Source organism: Henriciella sp. (genome assembly GCF_029937755.1).
GTDB lineage: Bacteria > Pseudomonadota > Alphaproteobacteria > Caulobacterales > Hyphomonadaceae > Henriciella.
On the sequence record NZ_JAPYPG010000007.1, the window covers coordinates 121,862 to 146,941 of the forward strand.

The window sequence follows — 25,080 nt, forward strand, 5'->3', positions numbered from 1 at the left end:
ATTGTCGCCAATTCACAATCACCAGAAGCACAACCCTCCTACCCTCTCCGCACACAAGCCGATGGCTACGAAACCCGTCGGCAGCCGGTATTGTTCAAGGGAGGGCTACGTGTTGGGCTGGATGAAAAACAGAAACAGGCACGAGACGGACGAGGTGTGGGAAGACCTTAGTACCTTCTACGCACTGAAACCCGAAGAACAGGTACGCCGTCTTGAGAAGCTCTGCCAGATCGCGCTCGGCGACTGGGGTCTCGGCGGGGCCGATGTGTCACTTCTGAAGTATCGCGAAAACGCCGTCTTCCGCATCGAAACGCCAGCAGGTGACCGCTACGCGATGCGTATCCACAGAGCCAATTACCATACCGATGAGGAGCTCTCCTCCGAACTGATCCTGATGGACGCCCTGCGCGAGAACGGTATCGAGACACCGCCTCCGGTACCGACCACGACCGGGCACCTCCATGTTACGCGCCAGCAATCCGGCGTGCCTGAGCCGCGCCAGATCGACCTGCTCGGCTGGGTCGACGGAGAACCGATCGGCGCGATCGAGACGGATGCAGGATCGTCCGGAAATACCCTGCGTGAAAGCCGCGTCATGGCTGGAAGACTGGCCGCAAAGATCCATAACTTTACCGAAAGCTGGACACCCCCTGCGGGATTCACCCGCCGGCACTGGGACGAAGAAGGCCTGTTCGGCGACAATGGGCATTTCGGCTGCTTCTGGAAGCAGGAACTGCTGGACGAGGGTCAGCGAGCGCTTCTTCTGAAGGCGCGCGAGAAACTGCGAAGCAAACTCGCCGCCTTCGGCAAGAGCCCTGATCGCTATGGTCTCACACAAGGGGACTTTTTGCCGGAGAACCTGCTCAGGGAAAAAGACACGATCCGGATCATCGATTTCGACGACTGCGGCTTTGGCTGGCACCTTATGGACATTGCAACGTCGCTGTTCTTCCTCGCCGGCGAACCGGGTTTCGATACAGCTCTCGAAGGCATGGTGGAAGGCTATCGGTCCGAACGTGCCCTGCCTGATGCACATCTGAGCTTATTGCCCGGCATGATCCTCGCCCGGGGCTTCAGCTACATGGCCTGGGCGCAAAGCCGGGCGGAGACAGAAGCCGCCAAGGAACTCGGACCGGCTCTCGTCGACGGCGTCTGTGCTTTGGCCGAGGACTACCTCGCCAACGCCCCGGCCGCTTCCGGGCCTTCGCCCGCTGATATTTCCACGGCGTCTGCGAGGGTCAGAACCGCAAGCCGGCCTTTAGAAGGCAAAGTGGCTCTGATCACTGGCGCACGATCTGCTCGAGGTATGGGTTTTTCCACAGCGCTGAAACTGGCTGAGGCCGGCGCTGACATCATTATGACGGCGCGCACCACCGGAGACATCAGCGAGACCCTCGAGGTGGACGGAGACAAGCGTTTCACGGACTTTCTCGATCTGGTGCCACAGGTTCTCGCCTGTGATGTCCGCTGCCTGGCCTTGCCAGTGGATGTTGCCGACCCCGCACAGATCAAGGCTGCCGTCGCCAGGGCATCAGACCAGTTCGGGGGCATAGACATTCTCTTCAACAATGCCGGGACAGCCTTCGCAGGCGCCTTCACCGAGACCACAGGCGAGGCATTTCAGGACGCGTTCAACACCAACGTCCTCGGGATGATCCATGCCAGCCAGGCCGTCATTCCATCAATGATCGAGAGGGGCGGTGGCAGCATCATCAACAACGCATCGATCTACGGTCTCGGTGCAGCTCCCTTCGTCTCCGCCTATGTCATGAGCAAACACGCCATCGTCGGATTGACGAAGACAATGGCGCTTGAGCTTGGAGAAGCCGGCATCCGGGTCAATGCCGTCTGCCCGGGCATGGTGCTGACGGAGATGGGCGACAAGGAATACGAACTCATCGCCAGCCTTGAAGGATGTTCCTTTGAGGAGGCGAGGGACAGCCTGGCGCAGCAGAATGCACTCAAGCGCGGCGCGCAACCCGAAGAAGTTGCCAGTGTCGTGGCCTTTCTGGCCTCCGACGCAGCCTCCTTCGTCACAGGCAGTGCCATGCCTGTATCTGCAGGACAGCCTGCAGGGCTTTGATTCCCCTCCCCTTCAAGATTGAACCCAAGGACCTTGCACAATGACATCCCGCGATGAGACCATTCAGCTGCACGAAACCTATCTCTCCAAGCACAAGCTTCCGCTTTTCCGGCAGTTCGGCTGGGAGGTCGTTGAAGGGAGGCGGGAGGGCGTCTTCTTCTGGGACCTCGACGGCAAACGCTATTTCGACTGCCATGTCTGCGGCGGCGTTTACAATCTGGGGCACCGGAACCCCAAAGTCATAAAGGCGGTCAGCGATGCGCTTGGTCATCTGGACCTTGGCAACCACCACCTGGTCTCGACCGAACGCTCAGCCCTCGCAAGGAAACTGGTAGAGTCCGCCGGCGAGACCTCCTCCGGCGAACGCATGGGGCGGGTCGTTTTCTCCTCTGGCGGCGGGGAAGCCATGGATTTCGCGTTCAAGATGGCCAAAGGCTATACTGGAAAGTCGAAGATCCTGTGTCTTGAGGGTGGCTATCACGGCCACACGGGCCTCTCCATGGGAGCGGGCGATGAGAAGTACACAGAAGCCTGGAACTACAAGCCGGAGGGCTTCGCCAAGGTCTCTCTGGAAGATCTCGACCAGATCGAGAAATTCTTTGACGAGGATACAGCCGCCGTTTCGCTGGAAACGATCCCTGCCACACTGGGAATGAACGTCATCCCCCGCAGCACGATGCAGCACATCCGGAAGGTGACACGCGAGCACGGCATCCTGTTGATCCTGGACGAAATACAGACAGGTTGCGGACGGTCCGGCCGAACCTGGGCATTCCAGCACTACGATATCATGCCAGATATTTTCGCGACCGGAAAAGGCTTTTCGGGCGGCATCTATCCCATCGCCGCGACCGTTTATCGTGATGAGATGGAGCGGGTCTATGAGGAGAATCCGATGATTCACTTCTCGACCTTCGGCGGCAGCGAAATTGGCTGTGCCGCCGCTGATGTCGTAATCGAGCATGCGACCGACCCGGACTTCCTGGCGCACGTAAACGCGCTCTCGGACTATTTCAGAACCGCCATCAAGGATCTGGCCGAACGATCCAACAAGGTTAGCGGATTGCGGCAGGTCGGAATGTTTCAGGCCATCGAGTTCGTGGATGTGGCGACCTGTATCTCAGCCGTCGCGCGTCTGAATACAAACGGCGTATTTTGCGTGTTCTCGAATAATGACCGGGTGTGCGCACAGTTTATGCCGCCCCTGATCATGACGCTCGACGAAGCCGAGGAGCTGATGGGGCTTGTCAGACAGAGCGTCGAGGAGGCGGAGGCGCAAGACCTCTCATCATCGAGTTTCTTCAGCACACAGACGGAAGCAAGGGTCCTCCGCGCCAATCGGGCCCTGTGAAGCCCACAGATCTGCTGGGAATCTTCAGAAGGCTCGGGCGTGTCGCAATTCACCTATTTGTTGTCGCGTCTGTCCTAATCCCCTGCTCCGACAGCCCGTAGCGTCATGTCTTGGCGCCTTTGGGGTTGGCTGGGGCGCGGCAACACAACGAGGGGTATTTGACATGAACAGGTCTGTTTTTCTGCTTGGTGCCGCGGTCCTGGCGCTTGCACCTGCCGCGATGGCGCAAGATCCGGCGGCAGATACTGCCGAACAACAGGAGGATACGGCCCGGCTGGGCACCGTGGTCATCACCGCACAGAAGCGTGAGCAATCGCTCCAGGATGTCGGGATCTCGGTCACAGCCTATTCGGGCGAGCAGCTGGATGATGCCAACCTGTCGGACTCCAACGATCTCGCCCGGCTAGTGCCGGGTCTCAATATCGGCCTGCCGACGGGGGCGGGCAACCAGCCGGCGATCTTCCTGCGCGGCATCGGCCTGAACGACTTCGCTACCAACAATCTGGGCCCCATCGGGGTCTATGTCGATGACCTCTTCATTTCCTCACCGGGCGCCCAGGTGATGCAGGTCTTCGACCTTGAGCGCGTTGAAGTGCTCAAGGGGCCCCAGGGAACGCTTTATGGGCGGAACACGACTGGCGGCGCGATAAAGTTCATTACCTCTCGCCCCACGGAGACACTTGAAACAGGCCTGACAGCACAGTTCGCCGAGTTTGGCACAACGAAGCTGGAAGGCTATTTGTCCGGCCCGCTCTCCAAGGCTATCCGGGGGCGGGTGGCCTTTCAGAAGAACGATTCCGATGGGTATATCACCAATGCCTTTGACGGCTCGGATGCTGCAGGCACCGATAATCTGTCGTTCAGAGCATTGGCCGATGTAGACTTCGCCTCAGATTTCTCCGGCGAATTCGGCCTCTATGGATCGGTGGTCGATCAACCCGGCCCGCGCTATCGCAGCCAGGGCGTGCTGAGCCCGTTAGACGCAACAACGCCTTGCGGCACGGAAGCTATCCTCGCGAACGAGTGCGTGAACGCCGTCGGGTTCCGCAATCCCGATGGCTTCTACACCGTCGACCAGAACACTCCGGCAAGCCTCGAGGCAGATAACTTCGCTGCCCAGGCGAAGCTGATATGGAACATCGGCGAGGTCAGCATCACCTCCATCACGGGCTATCAGAGCCTGGACAAGACCTTTCTGGAAGATAGCGATTCCTCACCTGCCAACATCCTCACCGTCCAATACGGCGTCGAGTCTGAGGACATTAGCCAGGAAATACAGATCGCTGGCGGCAGCGACAGGCTGAACTGGATATTGGGCGGCTTCTACTCAAGCTCCAGCCTCGACCAGGATCAGCGTCTCGACCTCTACAAGGAGTTCCGGCCGCTGATCGAATCGGTTGACCCGCAGGCCTACCCGGGTGGCTTCGACCCGGACGGTGCAGCGATTGGTGTGCCTGCACTCGACTATCGCACGGTCAACAAGCAGGACACGACGATCTACGCAGCATTTGGCCAGCTGGACTATCAGTTCGCCGAAAAGTGGCGCGGCACGCTCGGTCTGCGCCACACGACCGAAGACAGGGATTTCACGCAGGAAGCAAGCCTTGTAGAAGCCGGGCTGGGGGTCTTTCCCCTGTTCGAGTTCGCCGATCAGCAGACCGATGAGGAGATTTCCTGGAAGCTTGGCCTCGATTACCTGCCCTATGAAAACGGCCTGATTTACGCAAGCGTCGCCAACGGGTTCAAAGGCGGGGGTTACAATGGCGGCTTTCTCTTCGATGCGAGCGAACAGAAACCTTACGACCCCGAGACGGTGACAGCGTATGAGCTGGGCCTGAAAACTGACCTTGCCGATGGTATCGCGCGCCTGAACGCAGCAGTCTTCTATAATGACTATAGCGACATGCAGATCTTTACGGTCGTGTCTGGCGGCGGCCCGGTCGCATTCCAAGTTCTGGACAACGCTGCCAACGCTGTCACTCAAGGGGCAGAAGTGGAACTGACAGCTCTACCGGCGCGCGGGCTCAACGTCTCACTCGGCCTCGCCTATCTCGATACCGAGCTGAAGGATTACCGCTCTGACAGCGGCCTGGATCTCTCAGGGAACTCGCTTGTTCAGGCACCTGAATGGAGCGCCAACGGCATGCTGCGATACGAGCGCCCGGTGTCCGCCAATCTTCTATCCTCCGTACAGATCGACTTTAGCTATCAGGACAAGGTCTACTTCACGTCGGACAATAGCGAGCCGCTCTCTCAGGATGCGTACTGGCTCTGGAACGCGCAGGTCGGTGTCGAAAGTCAGTCGGGCAGATGGCATGCAGCCGTGTTCGCCAGGAACCTTGGCAGCGAAGAGTATTACTCGCACGGGTTCAACCTGGCCGATACCATCGGCGCAAACCAGCTGATGCTGGGGTCGCCAAGCCAGATCGGCCTGGAGTTCGGTGTGCGCTACTAACCGCTGCCGTCAGCCCTGCCGCCAGACTCCAGGCGTTGCCACTCGCGAAACCTGGAAGGTGTTTTCCCGGCCTGCTTCTTGAACGACTTTATGAAGGCGCTGGTATCGCAGTAGCCGAGCAGGTAAGCGATCTCGCTTATCGACATGGTCGTTTCTGTCAGATGGTGAGTGGCGGTCTCGTAGCGGACCCGATCCAGCAGGCCGGTAAAGCTCATTCCTGTCTGGCGAAGCCTGCGCTGCATGGTGCGTGACTGAAGGCCCATGGCGGCGGCGACATTCTCCAGAGTGGCCATTCCCCGCGGCAGGAACTGCCGGATATGATACACGATATTCCCCTCCAGGCTGTCACTGCCAGGTACGGATGCAGCCATGTCCATGAGATGGCGCTTGATGACGGGGAAAAGATGCAGGTCGGCGAAAGCAACGCGGCGGTTCTCGTAGAGGCGCGGGAAATAGATCGCGTTTGTCGGCTGATTGAACAGCGGACGCACGCCAAAAACCTTCTCATAGGCGTCAATATCGGCGATGGCGCTGTGCTCGAAGAAAACATCGGTCGGCGTCGCCGATCGCTCGATCAGACGGTCGACGATGTTCTTCACGTAGGCGATTGAGAATTCGGCATCCTGCTCCCTGTTGGCAACAGACGGATGAGTGATCGCGTATTCGACCCCTATCTCTTCCTTTGTCTGACGGAAGGCAAAGTGGGTTCCAGTCTGCCAGATAGTTGCATGCGCCACGACGTTTCTCAGCGCGTCTCCCAGTGTTGGAGAATTGAGCACAAGATAGCCAAAAGCGCCCCAGCGCGCAGGATCCTGCCTTCCGCCAACATTCAGCCCGATCGTCGCACAGTGGGTTGCGTCCTGAGCAGCCTTCAGCAGATGGGTGAACTTGGAGAGTTCGATCATCTGATAGGGGTCAGTCGAGATCCTCACATCGAGGCCCGCTTCAAGGAAGACTGGCTCGGCATCCAGTCCGCACTTGCGAATAAAAGCGGCAATATCGCCTGTCGCCGCGGCACTGACGAGAGGTACTGAGGACACCGCTCCGGCAGCATTACTCATCTTCGCCCCCGCTGCCCCTTGTTCAGTTCACATCTTAAGGCTAGCAGGCCGCGCAAATGCTATGCAAGGTGCTGGCAGTCTAATGCGAACCAGTCTCCAACATTGCCAGACGTATCCCCCTGTGCTCGTCACAAGCCCAGTAGCATGAACACGCGCTGCGCGAGCATGTCCAGGATCGCTAAGCCATGACAAAGACAACCAGAGCCACCAAGAGCGCCACCAGCACGGTCGGAACGCCGAGAATTATCCACCATTGTCTAGGCTCCGACGCAGAGGGTCGTGAGACCTCATTTCGATAGGCCGTCGCACGCTGCGTAGCTCCGCTATCCACGCCGGCCACTTCTTCGTCGGTTCCCAGTGGAGCAGCGGCCGGATCTGGATAATCTATCTTGTCTCCGGTTTCAGCGGAATCGATACTCTTGCGGAGCATGTCGGTCGTCGGAGCGCCCGAGGTCTGTCGTTTCTGATCAGCCATCATTGCCTCACTGTCTGCTTGCAGCAACAACGGGTTCTCGAACTTAGAGTTCAATTGAAGCGCAACCGTCAGCGCGCGTCTTAACGTTGCTGTAAGCGGACAGCGCAGCTGAAGACGGTTTTTTTGACCGAGGGTTAACACAGATTAAACCTGCGCCACTTTCAAAGCCGCGCCAAGTTTCAACAGGGAACAAGCCCGCCCCCCATCTTGTTCGATCCAGAACGCGGGTGGGCGGGAACAGACCCGCTCCCCGATCATTAAAATCTCACCATACTCGCTTTTGCGCAGCAGAAGCTGGACCCCGATAATATCGCCGGAGACCGATGTGCAAAAGACGGAACTCACCATCAACCGGAAGAAGCGCTCGATAGAGGCTGACCCGCGAACCACACTTCTGGATGCCCTACGCCATCATCTTGACCTCACTGGCACGAAGAAAGGTTGCGATCACGGCCAATGCGGGGCTTGCACGGTCCTTGGAAACGGACGCCGGATCAATAGCTGCCTGACGCTGGCCTGCATGCACGACGGCGACGAGATCACCACAATTGAAGGCCTTGGCACTCCTGACGATCTCTCACCGCTCCAAGCCGCTTTCGTGCGCCATGACGGCTATCAATGTGGCTACTGCACTCCGGGCCAGATCTGTTCAGCCACGGCCATGCTGCAGGAAGTCGCCGAGGGCTGGCCCAGCAATGTCACCGAGGATGTCGAGGTTGCGCCGCCTCTGTCGCGCGAGGAAATAGCCGAGAGGATGAGCGGCAATATCTGTCGCTGCTCGGCCTATCCGAACATTGTGAAGGCCATTCTGGAAGCTGCAGAGGCAGACCAATGAGACCCTTCAATTATTCCCGAGCAGAGACAGAGAAAGAAGCCGCCGACGCAGGGTCCGATGGCGCGACCTTCATTGCCGGTGGCACCAATCTGCTCGACTTGATGAAGCTCGAAGTGATGACGCCAGATGCACTGGTCGATATCAATCCTCTCGACCTCAAATCCATTTCCACGACCGATGACGGCGGCCTGCGCATCGGCGCCCTGGTGACCAATAGCGACTGCGCCGCTGACCAACGTGTGCGCCACGACTACCCTGTTCTCTCCAAGGCCATCCTTGCCGGCGCCAGCGGACAGCTGCGCAACAAGGCGACAACGGGCGGCAATCTCTGCCAACGCACCCGATGTTATTATTTCTACGACACGGCCATGCCCTGCAACAAGCGCGAGCCCGGCAGCGGCTGCGGCGCCATAGGCGGCGTAAATCGGCTTCACGCCATTCTCGGTGCCAGCGATGCGTGTATCGCAACCTACCCCGGAGACATGGCCGTTGCCCTTTCCGCACTCGATGCATCGGTCGAGATCCGCAGCGCTAACGGAAATATGCGGTCCGTCCCGGTGACGGACTTCCATCGCTTGCCGGGCGACACACCCGAAAAGGATAATGTGCTTGAGACCGGAGACCTGATCACCGCCGTTACCTTGCCCCCTCCCCCCGGCGGGACGCACGTCTACCGGAAGGTGCGCGACCGTTCATCCTATGCCTTTGCGCTAGTCTCGGTGGCCGCGGTCGCGAAAATGGAAAACGGAAAGATTTCCGGTATCCGCCTCGCCTTTGGAGGCATCGCCCATAAGCCGTGGCATGATCCCGCGGTGGAAGATGTCCTTACAGGCGAGTCCCCGTCCGAGGCGCTCTTCGATAAGGCGGGCGAGATCCTGCTGAAGGATGCGATCGGTCAGGGCAGCAACGACTTCAAGATCCCCCTAGCCCGACGCACGCTCTCAGCTGTGTTGCGGCAGGCAACAGCTTCAGGAGCCAGCGCATGACGAACAAGTTCGAGATGAACGATCCGGTCGCCGACCTGAAGCTCGACCGTATGAAGCAAGGCCTTGTCGGCTCCCCTATGGATCGGCCAGACGGCAAAATGAAGGTCAGCGGACAAGCCACTTATGCGCATGAATGGGACGTACCCGGCCGCGTCTACGGCTTTCTGGTCCGTTCGCGCCATCCCCGCGCGAGAGTAACCGGAATAAACCGGGATGCCGTCATGCAGATGCCAGGCATTTTGGGAGTCTATGATGACAAGCGCCTGCTCAGGAACCCGGCGCAGGGCATGGCAGACGAAGCTCCGGTTCAGGGCACAGAAGAAGTTTTCTATCTTGGTCAGCCCATTGCACTCGTCGTCGCGGAAACGTTCGAGCAGGCCCGCCACGGCGCCGAAGCGCTTGAAGTCAGCTACACAACGCTCGACGATGGTGTCTTCGACCCGGAAACCGCCAATATCGCCGATGATGACCGTGGCCGAAAAGCGCTCGACCAGGGCGACATCGAAACCGCCATGGCCCAGGCGGAGTTTTCGCTGGACGAAACCTATCGCACCCCCGGCCATAACAGCGCGGCGATGGAGCCGCACTGCTCCATCGCCGAGTGGGATGGCGACCAGCTTACCCTTCGCGGCAGCTACCAGATGCTGAAGTTCAACCGCAATGAGCTGGCGGACTCGCTCGGGATCGACCCCGCCAACGTGCGTATCCTGTCACCCTATATCGGTGGCGGGTTCGGCTCGAAGCTCGGCATCGCGCCCGAGGCGGTGTCGGCCGCCATTGCAGCGAAGGATCTTGGTCGCCCGGTTTGCGTAACGCTGGCACGCCAACAGGTATTCGACATGGTGATGCGGCGGTCTGAAACGCGCCAGCGAGTGCGCCTTGCCTGCGATCAGTCCGGTAAGCTGACGGCTATTGGTCACGAAGCGCTCGTCTCGAACCTGCCCGGCGAAACGTTTTCCGAACCCGTCGTTCAGGCCACACACTTTCTCTATGGCGGAGCAACCCGCAGGCTGGGCATCGACGTTGCCCGTGTGAACAGAATGTGTGCTGGCTCCGTGCGCGGACCCGGCGAAGCCGTCGGCATGCAGGCGCTTGAAAACGCGATGGATGAACTGGCCGAGAGAGCGGGTATTGATCCAGTCGAATTCCGCAAGCGCAACATTCCCGAAGAACACCCCGAAAAAGGTATCCCCTATTCCACTCGAAAACTCCACGAGGCGCTCGACGAGGGGGCTAAACGTTTCGGATGGGAAAAGCGCTCCGCCGAGCCGGCCAAGGTGCGCGAGGGCGAATGGCTCATCGGCACAGGCATGGCGACGGCCGCCCGCGTCAACATGCTTCAGGAATCTCAGGCTCGTGTGACCCTGACCGCGGAGGGCAAGGCGGTTGTTGAAACCGACATGACCGATATCGGCACCGGCACCTATGCCATCCTCACCCAGATTTCCGGCGACATGCTGGGGCTGCCTCCGGAAAATGTTGAGACCAGGCTCGGCGACACCGACTTCCCGCCTGCTTCAGGGTCCGGCGGCTCTTTCGGGGCGAGTTCGAGCGGCTCGGCTGTATTCCTCGCCTGCGAGGACATTCGCAAGCAGATCGCCGAGAAACTCCAGGCCGACGAGGCCGATCTCGATTTAGAGAATGGCGAGGTAAATGCCGGAGACCAGACCCACAAGCTCTCCGACCTCCTGAACGGCAAGCCGATGACGGGCGAAGGTCATGTCGTACCCGGCAAGACAGGTGAGGCTGTGAGCCAAGGCACTTATGGCGCCTTTTTCGTGGAAGTCGCCGTCAACTCAACGACCGGCGAAACGCGAGTGAGGCGCATGCAGGGGACCTTCGACGCTGGCCGCATCCTCAACGAGAAGACCGCGACATCCCAGTGTTATGGCGGCATGGTCTGGGGCATCGGCATCGCCCTCACAGAAGAACTCATGTTTGACAATCGCGACGGCCACATCGCCAATCGCGACCTCGCCGAATACCATGTGCCCGTCAATCTCGACGTTCCGGACATCGAGGTTCACCTCTTGAAAGAGCGCGATCCCTGGGCCTCGCCCATCCAGTCAAAAGGCATTGGTGAGCTCAGCATCTGTGGTGCTGCTGCCGCAATTACCAACGCGATGTATAACGCAACCGGCATTCGCTTCCGCGACTATCCCGCGACGCTCGACAAGGTGATTTCAGGCATGGCTGATTGACCTTCCGGGCTTCGCGTACCTTGAGATCAACGCACCACCCTGCACCGCTTTTATCAAGATCAATGGCCGGTCGGATTCCAGCCTGGATAGTTCGTCCGAAGCGAACGGGCGCTTCCGTCATGAGATTGCTTCTCGCAGTTACCTCCCTCAGCACCGGAGACTGCGCATGTCTGACCCCAGAATATCAACGACAAAGTCTCCTTCGCCCTAACGCTTGAACTGAACCGCCACGAACGCGACAGCGGCAAGTTCATTGCGGTGAACGGAGCAAAGAGTGTCACACTGACGGGGCAGTTCGAGGGCGAAGTCAGGGCCAAAGACCGCGGGCAGCTTGAATGAACATGGCTAGGCCCTCCTCACAAAGTGGCAGGCGTCGATTCCTCTTTCCTGAAACTCATCAGTCGCGTCGCTGTCCGTACATCAGGCCGTCGATTTAACTGCGTCGCTGAGGATATCCAGTCCCTCGTCAAGAACCTCGAACGGTATCGTGAGCGGCATCAGGAAGCGGATGACATTCGCCCGAACGCCGCACGACAACAGAAGCAGTCCGCGATCGCGGGCTGCGCCGACGATCTGCTTTGTCCTGTCCGGGTCGGGGCGTGACGCATCGCCATCGTGGGTCATTTCCATTGCCGCCATTGCGCCGAGCGTGCGGACGTCGCCGATCCCCCGGTCAGACTGACGCATGCCATTGCAGTGGGGCGTCACGCGCTCGCCGATTTCAATCGCGCGTTCGCAGAGATTTTCTTCTTTGATGACATCCAGAACGGCGAGACCTGCAGCGCATCCGAGGGGTGATCCGCCATAGGTTCCACCAAGCCCACCTGGCGCCGGTGCATCCATGATGTCTTTCTTGCCGATCACTCCCGAAATCGGGAATCCGCCTGCCATGGCTTTCGCAACTGTCATCAGGTCAGGCTCGATATCAGCATATTCTGTCGCGAAAACGCGGCCCGTGCGAGCGAAGCCGGTCTGGATCTCATCGCAGATGAGCAGGATGCCGTGCTCGTCGCATATCGCGCGGAGTTTCTGCATGAAGGCGGGACTGGCGGCATAGAAGCCGCCCTCACCCTGCACCGGCTCGATAATCATAGCCGCGATACGCCCAGGTTCGACATCCGCCTTGAACAAATTCTCCAGCGCCCTGAGCGAATCTTCCTCGGATACTCCATGATAAGGCACCGGGAACGGCACATGCCAGACGTCGGCAGGAAACGGACCGAACCCGATCTTGTACGGCGCGACTTTGCCTGTCAGCGCCATCGTCATCATGGTGCGGCCGTGAAAGCCGCCACCGAAGGCGATGACACCGGGCCGGCCTGTTGCAGCCCGCGCAATCTTCACGGCATTTTCAACGGCTTCCGCACCGGTCGTCAGGAAGATCGTCTTCTTCGGCGTTGATCCTGGTGCCATCGCCGAGAGCTTCTCAGCCAGTTCAATGTATGGCGCATAAGGCGTAACCTGGAAGCAGACATGGGAGAAGTTATCAAGCTGCGCTGCCGCTGCAGCCTGCACCTTGGGATGGTTGTGGCCTGTATTGTTGACGGCAATCCCGGACGCGAAATCGATGTAGCGATTGCCTTCCTCATCCCAGATTTCCGCGTTCAGCGCCTTTTTGGCAAAAACGGGGTGCATGCTTCCAATGCCGCGTGGGACTGCGGCTTCGCGCGATTTCAGGAGTGTTTCATTGTTCATGGCATATCGACGGGCTCAGGCGCCCAGCCCTCCTAGCAGTATGTATTTGAGTTCAAGATAATCATCGAGACCGTGGCTTGAGCCTTCGCGGCCAAGGCCGGATTGTTTGACGCCGCCAAACGGGGCCGCCGCGTTCGACAGCGCGCCATCATTGATGGCAACCATGCCGTATTCGAGCGCTTCGGAAACGCGAAAGGCCCTGCCGAGATCTTTGGTGAAGGCGTAGGCCGCAAGGCCGTAGTCGGTATCGTTCGCGCGCAGGATCGCGTCCTCTTCCGTGTCGAAGGCGATGAGGGGAACGACCGGCCCGAAAATTTCCTCGCGGGCGATCTCCATCTCGTGGCTCACATTGGAGAGGACCGTTGGCTGGTAAAAAAGCTCGCCTGCCGCATGGCGGGTCCCACCCTCCACAATGCAGGCTCCGGCTTCTGCCGCTGACCGCACCAATGTTTCAACCTTGCTAACTGCCTGTGCATTGATGAGCGGTCCGATCTGTGACCCGCCTTCGAGGCCCGGCGCCACCTTTAGAGCGGCGACCTTTTTTCGGACGATCTCGGCAAACCGGTCCATGACGTCTGCTTGAACGAATACACGGTTGGCGCAGACACAAGTCTGGCCGGCATTGCGGAACTTGGACGCCATCAGGCCCTCGGCAGCCTTTTCGAGGTCTGCATCCTCGAAGACGATAAACGGTGCGTTGCCGCCGAGTTCCATCGAGACCTTCTTGATCGTGCCTGTCGCCTGGCGCATCAGGATGCGGCCTGTGTTGGTGGAGCCCGTGAACGTCACCTTCCGGACCTTGTCGCTTGTCGTCAGGACCTCGCCGACCTCGGCTGGCGCAGTCGTCGGCAGGACATTGAAGACACCAGCCGGAAGCCCGGCCCTTTCAGCAAGCTCGGCCATCGCCAAGGCAGAGAGCGGCGTATCCTCAGCCGGTTTGGCGACCATTGTGCAGCCGGCCGCAAGCGCAGCGGCCACTTTTCTCGCAAGCATCGCATTCGGGAAGTTCCAGGGCGTGATCGCTGCACACACACCAACCGGCTGGCGGATCACGAGAATCCGCTTGTCCGAAGCCGGAGACGGGATGGTCTCACCGTAAATGCGCTTGGCCTCTTCAGCGAACCACTCAAAGTAAGATGCGCCATAGAGAATCTCACCGCGCGCCTCAGCCAGGGGTTTGCCATTCTCACGGGTCAGGATGTCTGCCAGCCGGTCGGCCTCTTCGACCATCAGATCGCGCCACCGTCGCAACACAGCTGAGCGTGCCGCAGCAGGCATGGCCGCCCATGCCGGCTGGGCACCGTCGGCTGCATCCACAGCCGCTTGCGCGTCCGACGCTGTACAATCGGCGACGCTGGCGATCACCTCGCCCGTCGCCGGATCGCTTACGTCAAAAACCTGTTTTTTGTCGGCAGCGCGCCACTCGCCAGCGATGAACGCTTGTGTTGGACAGTCGAGTTCGATGCCAGCCATTCTGTAGACCCTCATATTCCGATGAGGCCAGACTAGCCGGTCGGCCCAATGCCAATAGTACCAGTTGAACAGTGTCTATTGCGCCAGAACCGGGTCACGCCTGGCGTCGAGATGCCGGGCGGGAAACAACATGATCAACATGCTGAGAGCCAACCCAGACAGCGCGGCATTGATCAGGGTCGACAGGCCAAGGTCGGCCCCAAGGATCCATCCGGCCAGCAGCGGCCCGGAGGCAAGCCCCATTTTCGAAATGAACCCACCAAAAGCCGACGCGCGTCCGGCTTTGTCGAATTCTGCTGTCATGCCCAGCAGATAAGCGACCACGAAGCCCCAGGTGATTCCCGTGCCACAATTGGCGACCATGTAGGCCACAGGATTTGCGCTCCAGTGGAACACAGCCGTCCCGACGAGTGTAAGACACATTGAAGCAAACAGCAGCCAGAACCGGCCGAATTTCAGGCCGCAGATCATGACCAGCGCAGGACCCAGCAGCGCGACCCATGTCGCTAACCCAAGCGCCGTTGACACATATTCGCGCTCAAGCCCGTAACCGATACCAAGACGGATGATGTAAGCGAGCAGCCCCATATTCGCAGCCTGGAAGACGAATATGGCAACCAGCGTCATGACCAGCGGCCGCCACTGCATGGGCGGTTCGTCCTCGTCGCGTTCCGGATTCTTCTCCGGAGCCGGGTGCGCCGTCAAGAATGGCAGCATCAGGAGCGTCGCAAGGCTGAACGCGGCGAGCGACAGGAAAAGCGCGCTTGTCCCGTATAGCGGTGCCAATGGAGGCAGAAGCATCACGCCAAGTCCGCCCAATCCGAACTGGACGAAGAGCAACATACCAAATGTCCGGTCCGACTTTGCCGTACGCGCGATAAGGGCAAATGCCGTTCCGGTCAGTAGCCCCCCGATCAGGCCGTGAAAGGCACGGGCGGCAAACAGCGTCGGGAAGCTGTCGATGGCGATCGACCCGAGATCAATGGCGATGAGCGCCAGCAGGCACCCGACACAGAGGGCGCGCCACGGCACCCGCCGCACGGTCACCGTAGCGATCAGCGCGCCGGCCGCTGCGCCGTAAATGTTGATGGACCCGATCTGCCCGGCCTGGCCTTCTGACAGTCCGAGGCCCGCCACCAGCCCATCGACGATGGCCGCCATGATGTTGACGTAGAAGAGGCCGGCTGTCGCGAGGAAGGCAAGAATGACAGCCGCAGTCCAGCCATCCGGATGGACGCGGAGCGAAGCCCGCGCACGGGGTATCGAGGTGTCGCTCATGGGCGGCCTTCCTTGCAGAAGTCTGAAATCTTGCTGGTTTCAAGCGCAGCACCAGCCCAGCGATAGGCCCCGCCATCACTGATATAATAGTAGCTCACACCGTTCGGGATGATGGCGGCGACCAAGCCGCCGAAGCCCGACATGAATGGGATGCGCGTGGGGGCCTCACAGTCACCATAGGACTGGATGTCGAAAGCCCAGAAACCATTCCTGTAGAAGAGTGGCGCCTCTGCGGCGGGCAGACTTTCGTTATCCCCCTCCTCCTGAAGCGCCTGTCTGAGCGGCCCTTTCGCGAGCACTTGTTCACCATCGATCTGCCCATCGGCGCTGCCGAGAAACTCGAGAAGTTTCGCCAGATCGCCGCGCTGCATGAACAGGCCCCAGCCGGTGAAAGGCTGGGAAACGCCCGACGGCTCGGAGCGCCGTGTCTCATCGAGCACCTGCGAGAGGCCGAGCGGTTGCCAGAGCGGCTCGACCAGAAGATCACGATAGATATCGGCCCCCGGCCCTTGCTTTTCCTGCAGGAAGGCCTGCATGGCGGTGCCAAGGAGATAGGTATCAGAGGTGTGATAGACGAAGGTCTTTCCCGGCTCGGTACGCCGCGGAAATTGTCGGCAGGCCAGCGCCAGCTTGCGCTCATGCGAGGTCGTGACGAAGAATTCCTGATCGACCGAGGCATCTTCATCGGCATCTGGTGTGGCCGACTTGTAGTGCCCGGTCGCCATGTTCAGCGCATCGCCGAATGAAACATCGTCCCAGGACCCTTCCGATGCGCAGGCTGGCACATAGTCGGCGATGAGCGCTTGCATGGCCCCCGGATAGAGTTGCTCCAGCCGCATCATGCCAAGACCCGCAAACATGGATTTTGCGAATGAGTAGGATGGAATGACCAGCTCCTCGCAAAGTGGCATAGGCCCGGCCCGCGTGCCGCATTCACTTGCATAGTGGCGGCCATCGACCGTCAGTCCGTAAAGCGTCATGTCATTGGGAGCGACATCGCTTGCGGCGCCGAATGCATCCGTCTCGATCCCCGGGAAATCAACGGCCATGCGCTCGACAGGATAGACGGGAAGCCGATCACCAGCCTCCTGTCTGTAGCCTTCGGCCAGCGCCGCTGCGTCAGGCACCGGCCCTGCATCTAGGTCGACCCGCATCAGGCCCCAGGCGTCAAACTGGAAATAGGCACACGTCTCGGATGCGATCTGCCAATAGGCAGGCGAAGTCGATCCATCTGCCAGTGTGTCGAAGACGACCAAGCCATTGTGGACGCAGTTCGCATTCTTCTCGACCAGCGCAAATGGCAAGACGGTGCGCCAACTCGCCTGATCGCCAGGCAGGCTCCAAACACGGCCAGCGGTGACGATCGTATCCCAGTGCGGGTTTTCTGAGATCACAAGGCGGCGCTTGTCCGGAACGACATGGCTGCCGGACGACACGAGGTCGATCGTCATTTCAGGCAGCTCACGATGAGGCGCCGATCCATTTGCATAACCAAAGCGATCGGTCACGACCCTCGCCTGTATTGAACGGGGATCGGGGATAAGTGTCAGCTGCCCTTGCAGCGCTTCGACGGGCGCGTCTGCCCCGGGGGATAACGCAAATATGTTCATCGGCAACAGGCCGGAGGGCGTCCCATCACCAGCGAGAATCTTTTCAAGCGCAGCCCGATCATCCGGTTCCGTCGGCAAAGGCGCTATCCTGACCGCCCGGATATTATCGGCCCAGCAGGTATCGTTGCCGGCATTCCCGTCGCTCCGGACGCGGATCGCCAACTGTGCAAGCGGGCCCGCGATCTCCCCAGAAACAGTCGTCAGTGTGACACCATCATCCTGACCGTAACCGATGCGGCCAACTTCCTCCCAGGGCTGCCCCCCTGCCGAGACTTCGAGAATGCAGGCATCCGATTTCTCCAGCCCGTCGGCTGCTAAGTCAGCCTCGATTAAAAGTGTCTCACCAGCCGCGATCTCTCCCGGTATCGTCCGGCCAGCCCAGGCGTCCCGTCGCAGGCGAAGAGACCAGTTGCCTGCATATTCCGTAAGCTGAATATCTCCCCTGCCTGGATCTCCACGCCATGACCCGATATCTCCCGACTGGAATGTTTCGTCCAGAAGGGTCTGTGCCGATGCGGGCTGCACACACGCAACGACAGCGAGGGCGAAGGTGAGACGGGAAAAGATGCGGCGCATCAGCTCGTGTCCTCAAGAAGCTCGTGCAGGGTCGTAAGCTCGCTCTCGTAGCGCCGCCATTTGCCCACCGAAGACGCGTAAAGGGGCTGGCGCACTTGCGCTGCACTTGCGGTGGCCGATGGTGAAGGGTTCTTATGAAAGGCGAGGCATGCCGGGTCCCAGTCGAGATCAAGGAAGGCAAGAAGCCGTTCTGTCTCGGCGCGCTGGCTGGAAACGACCGCTTCATAGTCAACGTGCAGGATATGGCCAGGCAACATTGACTCCCAGTGCCGCATAAGCCGGTCCTTGGCTTTCATATACGCCGCTAGATCCCGGAAATCATACGAGAAGGGGTACCCCATCCGGAACAGCGTCTTGTACATCGCGAAAGCGTTATCCATGGGATCGCGCCGCATATGGATGATCTTTGCGTTCGGGAGCGCTTTCGCGATCAGGCCGATATAGAGATAATTGAGCGGCGCCTTGTCGATCATGTACCGGCGCCCTGAGGCGCGCTCTCTCAGCCGCCTCAGATAGTCCTGCCCTAGCGCTATCGGGTCCAGCTTTTTTGAGGCCGAAACAAGCTCTTCTCCCGGAAAGGCCCTACGGCAGAGTGTTGTCAGCGCCATGGGAAAGTCATTCAGCTCTCCCAGGCTCTCCACCTCGCCATGCGCGCTCAGGATGCGATCCACCAGCGTGGAGCCGCTGCGGGGCAGGCCCAGAATGAAGACCGGCCCCTCCGAGCTGTCTCCGGCGGGCTCCGCCTCCAGGAAGGTGCGATCGAAAGTCTTCTCGATCTCCTGCATCCGCTTGACATCGCGCTCGACCGCGTAAGCCATGCCAGCACGGCGTTCTGCTGCACCGGCCTTAAGGGCCGCAAAACTTTCCTCGTATCGGCCGAGGTCTTCGAGCTCGTGCGCCAGGGCATAGTTGAGCTGGGCGCGGCCGAGCCCGGACACGCGGCCGGAACGCAGGAATGCCTGCAATGCCTCAACCTGATTATTATCCTCGGTCGGCTTCCGTAGCGTTGCGCGGTTGTACCAGGCATCGAAGTCATTGGGATCACGTTCGATGATGGCGTCGAGTTCATGTGCGGCTTCTTCGAGCCTGCCGAGGGCGGTCAGAGCGGAGGACAGGGCAAACCGAAAGCCCGTCGCATCCGGTTGAAGGTCAACGGCACGGCGCGCGCACCGTTCCGCAGCAGCAAAGTCTCCGCACTGGGAGTAAGCCTCACCCAGCCGGCCGAGCCAGGCGGCATCCTGCTGCGCCGCCTTTTCCATCTGCGCCAGGGCCGCTTTCGCCTCGCGAATTCGCCCGAGATGAATAAGCGCCTCGGCCTTCATCAGGCTGACAAGCGGCGAACCGGGGGCAAGGCGGGCGCCCTTCTCAAGCCGTGGAAGCATCGCATCGAAGTCTGCGCGCATCTGGGCCAGCCGCGCCGCCACGATCCAGCCATCCGCCAGATCAGGCGATGTCGCCAGCAGCCCATCGATCATATCGCCAGCACGGGCAAGGTCCCGGTGTTTGAGGGCCTTATCGATTGCGGCGAGTGTCCGCCTGGCTGGTTCCGTAAGAATGGGTGAAGACATGAAGATTTCCGGCGCAGTGAACAAAGCCCACTGCGCCGGCCCGGATCAGAATTTGTAGCGCACCGTAGCACCGAATGTGCGCGGAAGTGCGATCAGCTGCTTGTTGGCATTACCGAAATATCCGACCGCGGGGGCGGTCCCCATGTAAGCTTCGGTGAACACGCCGGTGACGCCTTCTTCATTGGCGATGTTCTTGACCCAGAGCGAGAGGTCGAAGGTATCGTTCGACAGCGTGGTCGTCGCATTCCAGATGGCGAAACCGTCAAGTGGGACATTGAAGCTCGGCGACGTCGTCACGGCGTTGCGCGTCTCGGACTGATAATACCCATCGACCCGCGAGAACCAGGTCCAGTCGGAACCAACGGTTGTCGTATAGTCGAGCGCCCAGTTGAGAGCATGCTCTGGCGTGCCCGGGAGCATGGCGCCATCCAGTGCGATGGGCGCGGCTGGCGGCGGACGGTCCGGTGCATAGAAGTCGCTCGTGAGCTCGGCATTCACATAGGCGTAACCTAGCGAATAGTGCCAGTTGTCATCGAGATAACCGTCGAGGGACGCTTCAAGCCCATAGGTCTGCGCCTCCTGCCCGTTCTGGACGACAAAGAAGCCCCAGTTCGTGGTCGAGGTATTGAGCTGCGGCTCCTGCCAGTCGACCAGGAAAGCGCTCACATCGTAGCGGATATCACCACGCTGGCCTTTGACGCCGAGCTCATAGTTGGTCACGGAGTCGGAATTGTAGATCTGCCAGCGAGGATCTTCCGCGAAGGTCCCGGTCAATGGCACGGCGTTGGAGCCGCCTCGCCGGTAGCCCTCGGAGATGGTGGCGTAGAGCATGTCAGATTCATTGAAGTCCCAGGAGGCGTTCACCTTGAAAAGGATGTCGTCTTCCGAAGACTCAAAGTTTGCGTTGGTCGGCTCCGCCACTGATGCATATAGAGGTAAATCAATGAAAGTGTCGTTCTTGGACTCATTGTCGAAGTAGCGCGCGCCAACCGTAAGATCGAAGTCCGGGGTGGCATGCCAGGTCAGTTCACCGAAGGCTGCCAGTTCTTCGAAATTCTCTGTCCGGCGATAGGCGAAATCCTGGTCGCCCGTCACGGCTGCTGCCGCTCCGGGCAGGAAAGCATCCCACCAGTTCTTGAAGCCGCGGAGATAGCTTTCCTGCGTCGATTGAAGCTGCTGCTTGCGATAGAAACCGCCGACGACATAGTCGAACGTGTCATTACCGTCCGTGACGAGACGCACTTCCTGGACAAACGCTTCATCGGCGTAGGTCCGCACGGCCGACGCCATTGGACGCGGATAATTATAATAGAAGCTCAGAAAGCCGGCCTGGGCATAGAAGCCGGTATTCTCCGACACGCTGTCCCCGGTGTGATCGTAATGCGATGTCGATGAGGTCAGCGTTGCAAACCCGACATCGAATTCAGCTTCAAGCGAGGTTGAATTGACATCCCGCGACGACGGCTCAAGCTGAATGGAACCATTCTCGTATTCGCCATATGTGTCGCCAAAGCCATCCTGGCCGATTGTGACCTGACGGCGACCGCCAACGTCATCGGACTGGCGCGTGTGGACGAGCTTGATCCTCGCGGCAGAAGACGGCTCCCAGAGCAGCGTGCCCCGCCCCATCCACTGCTCGACCGTATCGGCATCCTCCACCGAGCGGTAAGAAGCAGCCGGGTCGAGCACGCCATTCGGCGCGACTGGAATTCCATTCGCGTCGAGCTCATAGACGTTCACATAGTCGACGAGACCTGGATAGTCGGTCACGCTGCCAACAAGGCGAACCGCCATCGTGTCGCCAAGCGGAATGTTCAGGACACCGTCATAGGCATATCCGATGTCCTCACTGCCATCGACAGACGAGAGCGAGGCGCTGACATTGCCGCCAAACTCGCCAAGCACCGGGTCGCGGGTGATGTACTTCACCGTACCGCCAAGCGAACCGGACCCGTAAAGTGTGCCCTGCGGGCCTCGCAGCACTTCGACGCGCTCGATATCCTTCAGCATGAAACCCGCAAAGATCGGCGTATCGTTGACATAGGTGGATACAGAGGCGACCGACGAAACTGCATAATCGCCGAGGGCATTGCCGTCGACGGCCAGCCCGCGAATCCGGGCGGCGTTCAGTGTGCCAGCATTGCGTGCGCCCCGGTCCACGACCGCGACACCGGGAACCGAGCGCAAGAGTTCGGCCTCGTCCAGGATGTTTGACGCTTCAAGCTCGTCGCCTGAAACCGCAGAGATGTTATAGGGAACATCTGTCAGAGACTCGCTTCGCCGCGTCGCTGTCACCGTGACAGTTTTCTGCCGGCTGACAGCTTCAACGGCCGCTTCATCCTCGGTGTCCTGCGCGGCAGCCACAAAAAAGGCGGGTGTCGCCAGCGCCGTGCCTGCCAGCAATGCCGAGAAGATGTGAACCCGGCTGGAATATCTGGAAATTCTGCTCATGTCTTTATCCCCTCTTTCGTGAACTGATGGTGGTCTTGTGTTTAATCTCGGCCGCTGCGGCCATTGGCCTGCGGGCGATCGTCTGTGGGCTTTGATGAATGCGGAATCGACTGAGACGCTGGCGACTCGCGCTCGGGTACGGCCAGCTCGCCAAGGCCGGACAGCGCTTCCTGACGCTGGGCGGTGGACGCATGGAGCGGGAAAGACACACTGCTGTCCCTGAAGCTCTTCATGACCTGGCCCAGCCCGTGCCAGCCCCGCTCGCGGACATGGGCGACCTGGTCGAGGTCCAGCTCCAGCGCGATGACATCACGGCCCGTTCCGGCTTCGTAGATCAACTCGCCCCCGGGACCGAACACGACAGAACGGCCATTGCCCAGTTTCCCGGTTCCGTTCACGGCCACCATGTAGACTTGCGAAGTGGCCGCGTTGGCCCTGGCGATGGTAATTTCGACATCGCGATCGATTGTGTTGGTAAGCGTCGGAGCAAGGATCACTTCGGCGCCCATGGCACTTAGTGTCCGGATGACTTCGGGAAACCAGATGTCATAGCAGATGACGAGCCCGATCCGACCGATACCGGGTATGTCAAATACGCAGTATCCCGAACCGCTGGCGACCGAGGCCTCATATGGGCGGAACGGAAACATCTTGTCGTAACGGCTGACAATCATCCCGTCTGGCGCGATGACGGGGGCCATGTTGTAAACCTGCCCGCCGCGCGCTTCGTACATGGACCCCGGAACGAGCCAGATATCGAGGTCGCGCGCCAGGGCCTGAAACCGCTTCTCTGTCGGCCCGCCGGCCGGCTCTGCCTTTTCAGTCGAAGGGCCATGCACGATGAGTTCGCCAAGCGCTACGAGCCGCAGCCATGGAAACCGTTTGACCACGGAGCGAATTTCTTTTTCGACAAGGTCGAAATTCCCGCTAGCTTCAGCGTCAATCTGCAGGGCTGCAAGTCCTAGCCGTCTCATGTCTCTTGAAGCCTCACCTGGTTCCTGGCCGGGGCAATATCCCGGCGTCGAACAAACCATGACGGCATGATGACAGATGCTTTAGAGCCAGATGAGGCCAATCCTTGTAGCCAGATTCCGTTCAGGACGCGTCTGGCTGTGAATCAGTCTTTTCGTCAGATGGCTCAATGATGACGGCAGTATCGCGAATGATATGGTCGTCATCGAGCCAGAAAATCTGGTGGTCCTGAATGGCAACATGGAAGCTCAGCGTCTCGCCGAAAGCCCATCGCTCCCAATGGCGGAACCACTTTCCGTCCTCGGTCCACCAATGACCCTGATCGACATCTTCACCGGCCGAACCAGCCCGGCCGTGCATGGTGCCATCCGCGTTGAGCTGGATCGTGCAAGGCTCTCCATAGACCGTTCGATAGTAAAGCGTCAGTCCGCCAATCCGGTCTTGTACTTCAGCCTCGGACAGGATCTGCAACCGCTGCTCCTGCTCGGCCTCTGCTCCAGTTGTTGCCAGCATCGCGTCGGATAGGGCAGCGATACCGTCGCGGATGCGTTTCGCAGGGAGGCTGGTCACACCAAGCCGAAACACGTTCGTCGGCGCCGTGCCCGACGTGTAATAATCTTCCACTGGCTCGATCAGCACACCCCGGGACTGCGCTTGCCTTAGAAGCTGGCGTGTCGAAAGGTCCGAATCAGCTCGGATCCAGAGGGTCGTGCCCCCTCGCACCGGGGCAACAGCGATCGAGAGAGGACGGTAATGGTTCAGCGCGTCGCGCAGGGCAATCAGCCGCTCTTCGAAAACGGTGCTCAGACGGCGCAGCATAGCATCATAGTGCCCGAGTGACAGAAAGAATGCCGCCGCACGCTGATTATTCGGAGACGGACGACCGGAGGCGATACTTCGCAGCTGCCGTGCCGCTGCGATGAACTCAGGTGGCGCCACCATGAAGCCCAGCCCCACCCCCGGCTCAAGCACCTTGGACAGGCTTGCGACATAAACAACCCGGTCTGTCTCGTCCATTCCCTTCAGGGCTGGCAGGGGATCGACGAGGTAATTCAACTCGCATTCGAAATCGTCCTCAATGATCACGAAGTCGTCACGCTCTGCCCGTGCAAGCAAATCCTCCCGGCGTGCGCGCGACAGTGTAACGGCCGTGGGCCGCTGCCGGCTCGGAGAAACGTGAACGACATCGCACCCGGACAGATTTTCATCGACGATCAACCCCTCATCGTCGACAGGCAGGCTGACCCTCTGGCTGCCTCGCTGATCGATTAGCGTACGCATTTCCGGCAGGCCCGGCTCTTCCATGCCAACCACCGTCCCGCTCGAAGCAAGGACCGCCATGGCAAGGTGCAGCGCCTGCTGCTCGCCCGCCGTGATCAGGATTTCATCGGGCCGCGCAGCGATGCCGCGCCTTGGCAGAAGTTTGCTCCTGATTTCGTCCACCAGGTAAGGATCATCGGCTTCACCTGACCCGATGGACCAGGTCGCTACCTCTTGCGCCGCGAGCGCCAGCCGGCTCGCCTCACGCCACTCGACGACGGGAAAAAGCGAGCGATCGTAGCACCCCTCCAGAAACGGGTACCGGAAGGACTGCCAGTCAGGCGGAAAACTGAAGCTTCGCCCCCTCTGCGCCGCTGGATCGATCCGCTGGATGGCACTGGCCGCTGTCTTGCTGCGCCGGGGGGCAATGACCTGCATGCCAAGGTCACCGACCGGGTGCCCTGCCTGCGCGACGAACAAGCCGCTGCGCTCACGCGACTCCAGGTGTCCATCCGCAATCAGTTTCTGGTAGGCGATCAGGGTTGTATTGCGCGAGACGCCCAGCGTATCGGCGAGCTTTCTCGAGGACGGAAGCCTGGTTCCCGCCGGCAGGATACCGGAATTAATGGCTCCGATGACCGCCCGTCTGATCTGGTCCTGAAGGGAGAGCTCATTATGCTTGTCGAGCTTGCAAAGCGGGGCAAGCGTTTCGGCGTCCATCGTTGCGAGGCTTGGCTGGCGTGACATGGT

General features: G+C 59.9%; 16 protein-coding genes. 6 read left to right on the plus strand and 10 right to left on the minus strand.

The window, feature by feature from the left end; genetic code table 11:
* Positions 1–121 precede the first annotated feature (121 nt).
* The 3 genes from Q1K29_RS14885 (at position 122) to Q1K29_RS14895 (ending at position 5,889) form a co-directional block, all read left to right on the plus strand.
* Positions 122–2,083: an SDR family oxidoreductase gene (locus tag Q1K29_RS14885; protein ID WP_300395870.1), complete on the plus strand. Its 1,962-nt coding sequence runs from the start codon at positions 122–124 to the stop codon at positions 2,081–2,083.
* Between the two features lie 40 nt (positions 2,084–2,123).
* Positions 2,124–3,434, plus strand: coding sequence for an aminotransferase class III-fold pyridoxal phosphate-dependent enzyme (locus Q1K29_RS14890; protein WP_300395871.1), 1,311 nt, complete (start codon positions 2,124–2,126; stop codon positions 3,432–3,434).
* 163 nt (positions 3,435–3,597) lie between these two features.
* The gene (locus tag Q1K29_RS14895; protein WP_300395872.1) at positions 3,598–5,889 is read left to right on the plus strand and encodes a TonB-dependent receptor; all 2,292 of its coding nucleotides are present in this window, start codon (positions 3,598–3,600) and stop codon (positions 5,887–5,889) included.
* Here the strand turns inward: Q1K29_RS14895 and Q1K29_RS14900 are convergent.
* On the minus strand, positions 5,886–6,950 hold the full coding sequence (locus Q1K29_RS14900) for an AraC family transcriptional regulator (protein WP_300395873.1): 1,065 nt from the start codon (positions 6,948–6,950) through the stop codon (positions 5,886–5,888). The genes Q1K29_RS14895 and Q1K29_RS14900 overlap by 4 nt on opposite strands.
* 178 nt (positions 6,951–7,128) lie before the next feature.
* A complete protein-coding gene (locus Q1K29_RS14905; RefSeq protein ID WP_300395874.1) occupies positions 7,129–7,425 on the minus strand; it encodes a hypothetical protein in 297 nt (98 codons plus the stop codon).
* Between the two features lie 325 nt (positions 7,426–7,750).
* On the opposite strand from Q1K29_RS14905, the gene Q1K29_RS14910 reads away from it, so the two are divergent.
* The 3 genes from Q1K29_RS14910 to Q1K29_RS14920 are packed head-to-tail and all read left to right on the plus strand — an operon-like array spanning position 7,751 to position 11,447.
* Entirely contained in the window at positions 7,751–8,260 is a 510-nt protein-coding gene (locus Q1K29_RS14910; RefSeq protein WP_300395875.1) for a 2Fe-2S iron-sulfur cluster-binding protein, read from the plus strand.
* Complete coding sequence (locus Q1K29_RS14915; protein ID WP_300395876.1) at positions 8,257–9,246, plus strand: xanthine dehydrogenase family protein subunit M; 990 nt, start codon at positions 8,257–8,259, stop codon at positions 9,244–9,246. The genes Q1K29_RS14910 and Q1K29_RS14915 overlap by 4 nt, the downstream gene beginning before the upstream one ends.
* A complete protein-coding gene (locus Q1K29_RS14920) occupies positions 9,243–11,447 on the plus strand; it encodes a xanthine dehydrogenase family protein molybdopterin-binding subunit (RefSeq protein ID WP_300395877.1) in 2,205 nt (734 codons plus the stop codon). Before Q1K29_RS14915 ends, Q1K29_RS14920 begins: the two co-directional genes overlap by 4 nt.
* A 420-nt stretch (positions 11,448–11,867) precedes the next feature.
* Here Q1K29_RS14920 and gabT read toward each other — a convergent pair whose 3' ends face one another.
* From gabT to Q1K29_RS14960, 8 genes are all read right to left on the minus strand, one after another.
* Positions 11,868–13,142: a 4-aminobutyrate--2-oxoglutarate transaminase gene (gene gabT / locus Q1K29_RS14925; RefSeq protein ID WP_300395878.1), complete on the minus strand. Its 1,275-nt coding sequence runs from the start codon at positions 13,140–13,142 to the stop codon at positions 11,868–11,870.
* Between the two features lie 15 nt (positions 13,143–13,157).
* Positions 13,158–14,615 (minus strand): NAD-dependent succinate-semialdehyde dehydrogenase, encoded by a 1,458-nt coding sequence (locus tag Q1K29_RS14930; RefSeq protein ID WP_300395879.1) that lies wholly within the window; start codon positions 14,613–14,615, stop codon positions 13,158–13,160.
* A gap of 75 nt (positions 14,616–14,690) precedes the next feature.
* Positions 14,691–15,893 carry an MFS transporter gene (locus tag Q1K29_RS14935; RefSeq protein ID WP_300395880.1) on the minus strand — a complete coding sequence of 401 codons (1,203 nt, stop codon included), beginning with the start codon at positions 15,891–15,893 and terminating at the stop codon, positions 14,691–14,693.
* Positions 15,890–18,079 (minus strand): serine hydrolase, encoded by a 2,190-nt coding sequence (locus Q1K29_RS14940; RefSeq protein ID WP_300395881.1) that lies wholly within the window; start codon positions 18,077–18,079, stop codon positions 15,890–15,892. Before Q1K29_RS14940 ends, Q1K29_RS14935 begins: the two co-directional genes overlap by 4 nt.
* Positions 18,079–19,647 (minus strand): tetratricopeptide repeat-containing sulfotransferase family protein, encoded by a 1,569-nt coding sequence (locus Q1K29_RS14945; RefSeq protein WP_300395882.1) that lies wholly within the window; start codon positions 19,645–19,647, stop codon positions 18,079–18,081. The genes Q1K29_RS14940 and Q1K29_RS14945 overlap by 1 nt, the downstream gene beginning before the upstream one ends.
* A gap of 45 nt (positions 19,648–19,692) precedes the next feature.
* The gene (locus Q1K29_RS14950; RefSeq protein WP_300395883.1) at positions 19,693–22,098 is read right to left on the minus strand and encodes a TonB-dependent receptor; all 2,406 of its coding nucleotides are present in this window, start codon (positions 22,096–22,098) and stop codon (positions 19,693–19,695) included.
* A 41-nt stretch (positions 22,099–22,139) separates the two neighbouring features.
* The gene (locus Q1K29_RS14955; RefSeq protein WP_300395884.1) at positions 22,140–23,072 is read right to left on the minus strand and encodes a carbon-nitrogen hydrolase family protein; all 933 of its coding nucleotides are present in this window, start codon (positions 23,070–23,072) and stop codon (positions 22,140–22,142) included.
* A gap of 121 nt (positions 23,073–23,193) precedes the next feature.
* Entirely contained in the window at positions 23,194–25,077 is a 1,884-nt protein-coding gene (locus tag Q1K29_RS14960; RefSeq protein ID WP_300395885.1) for a PLP-dependent aminotransferase family protein, read from the minus strand.
* Positions 25,078–25,080 lie beyond the last annotated feature (3 nt).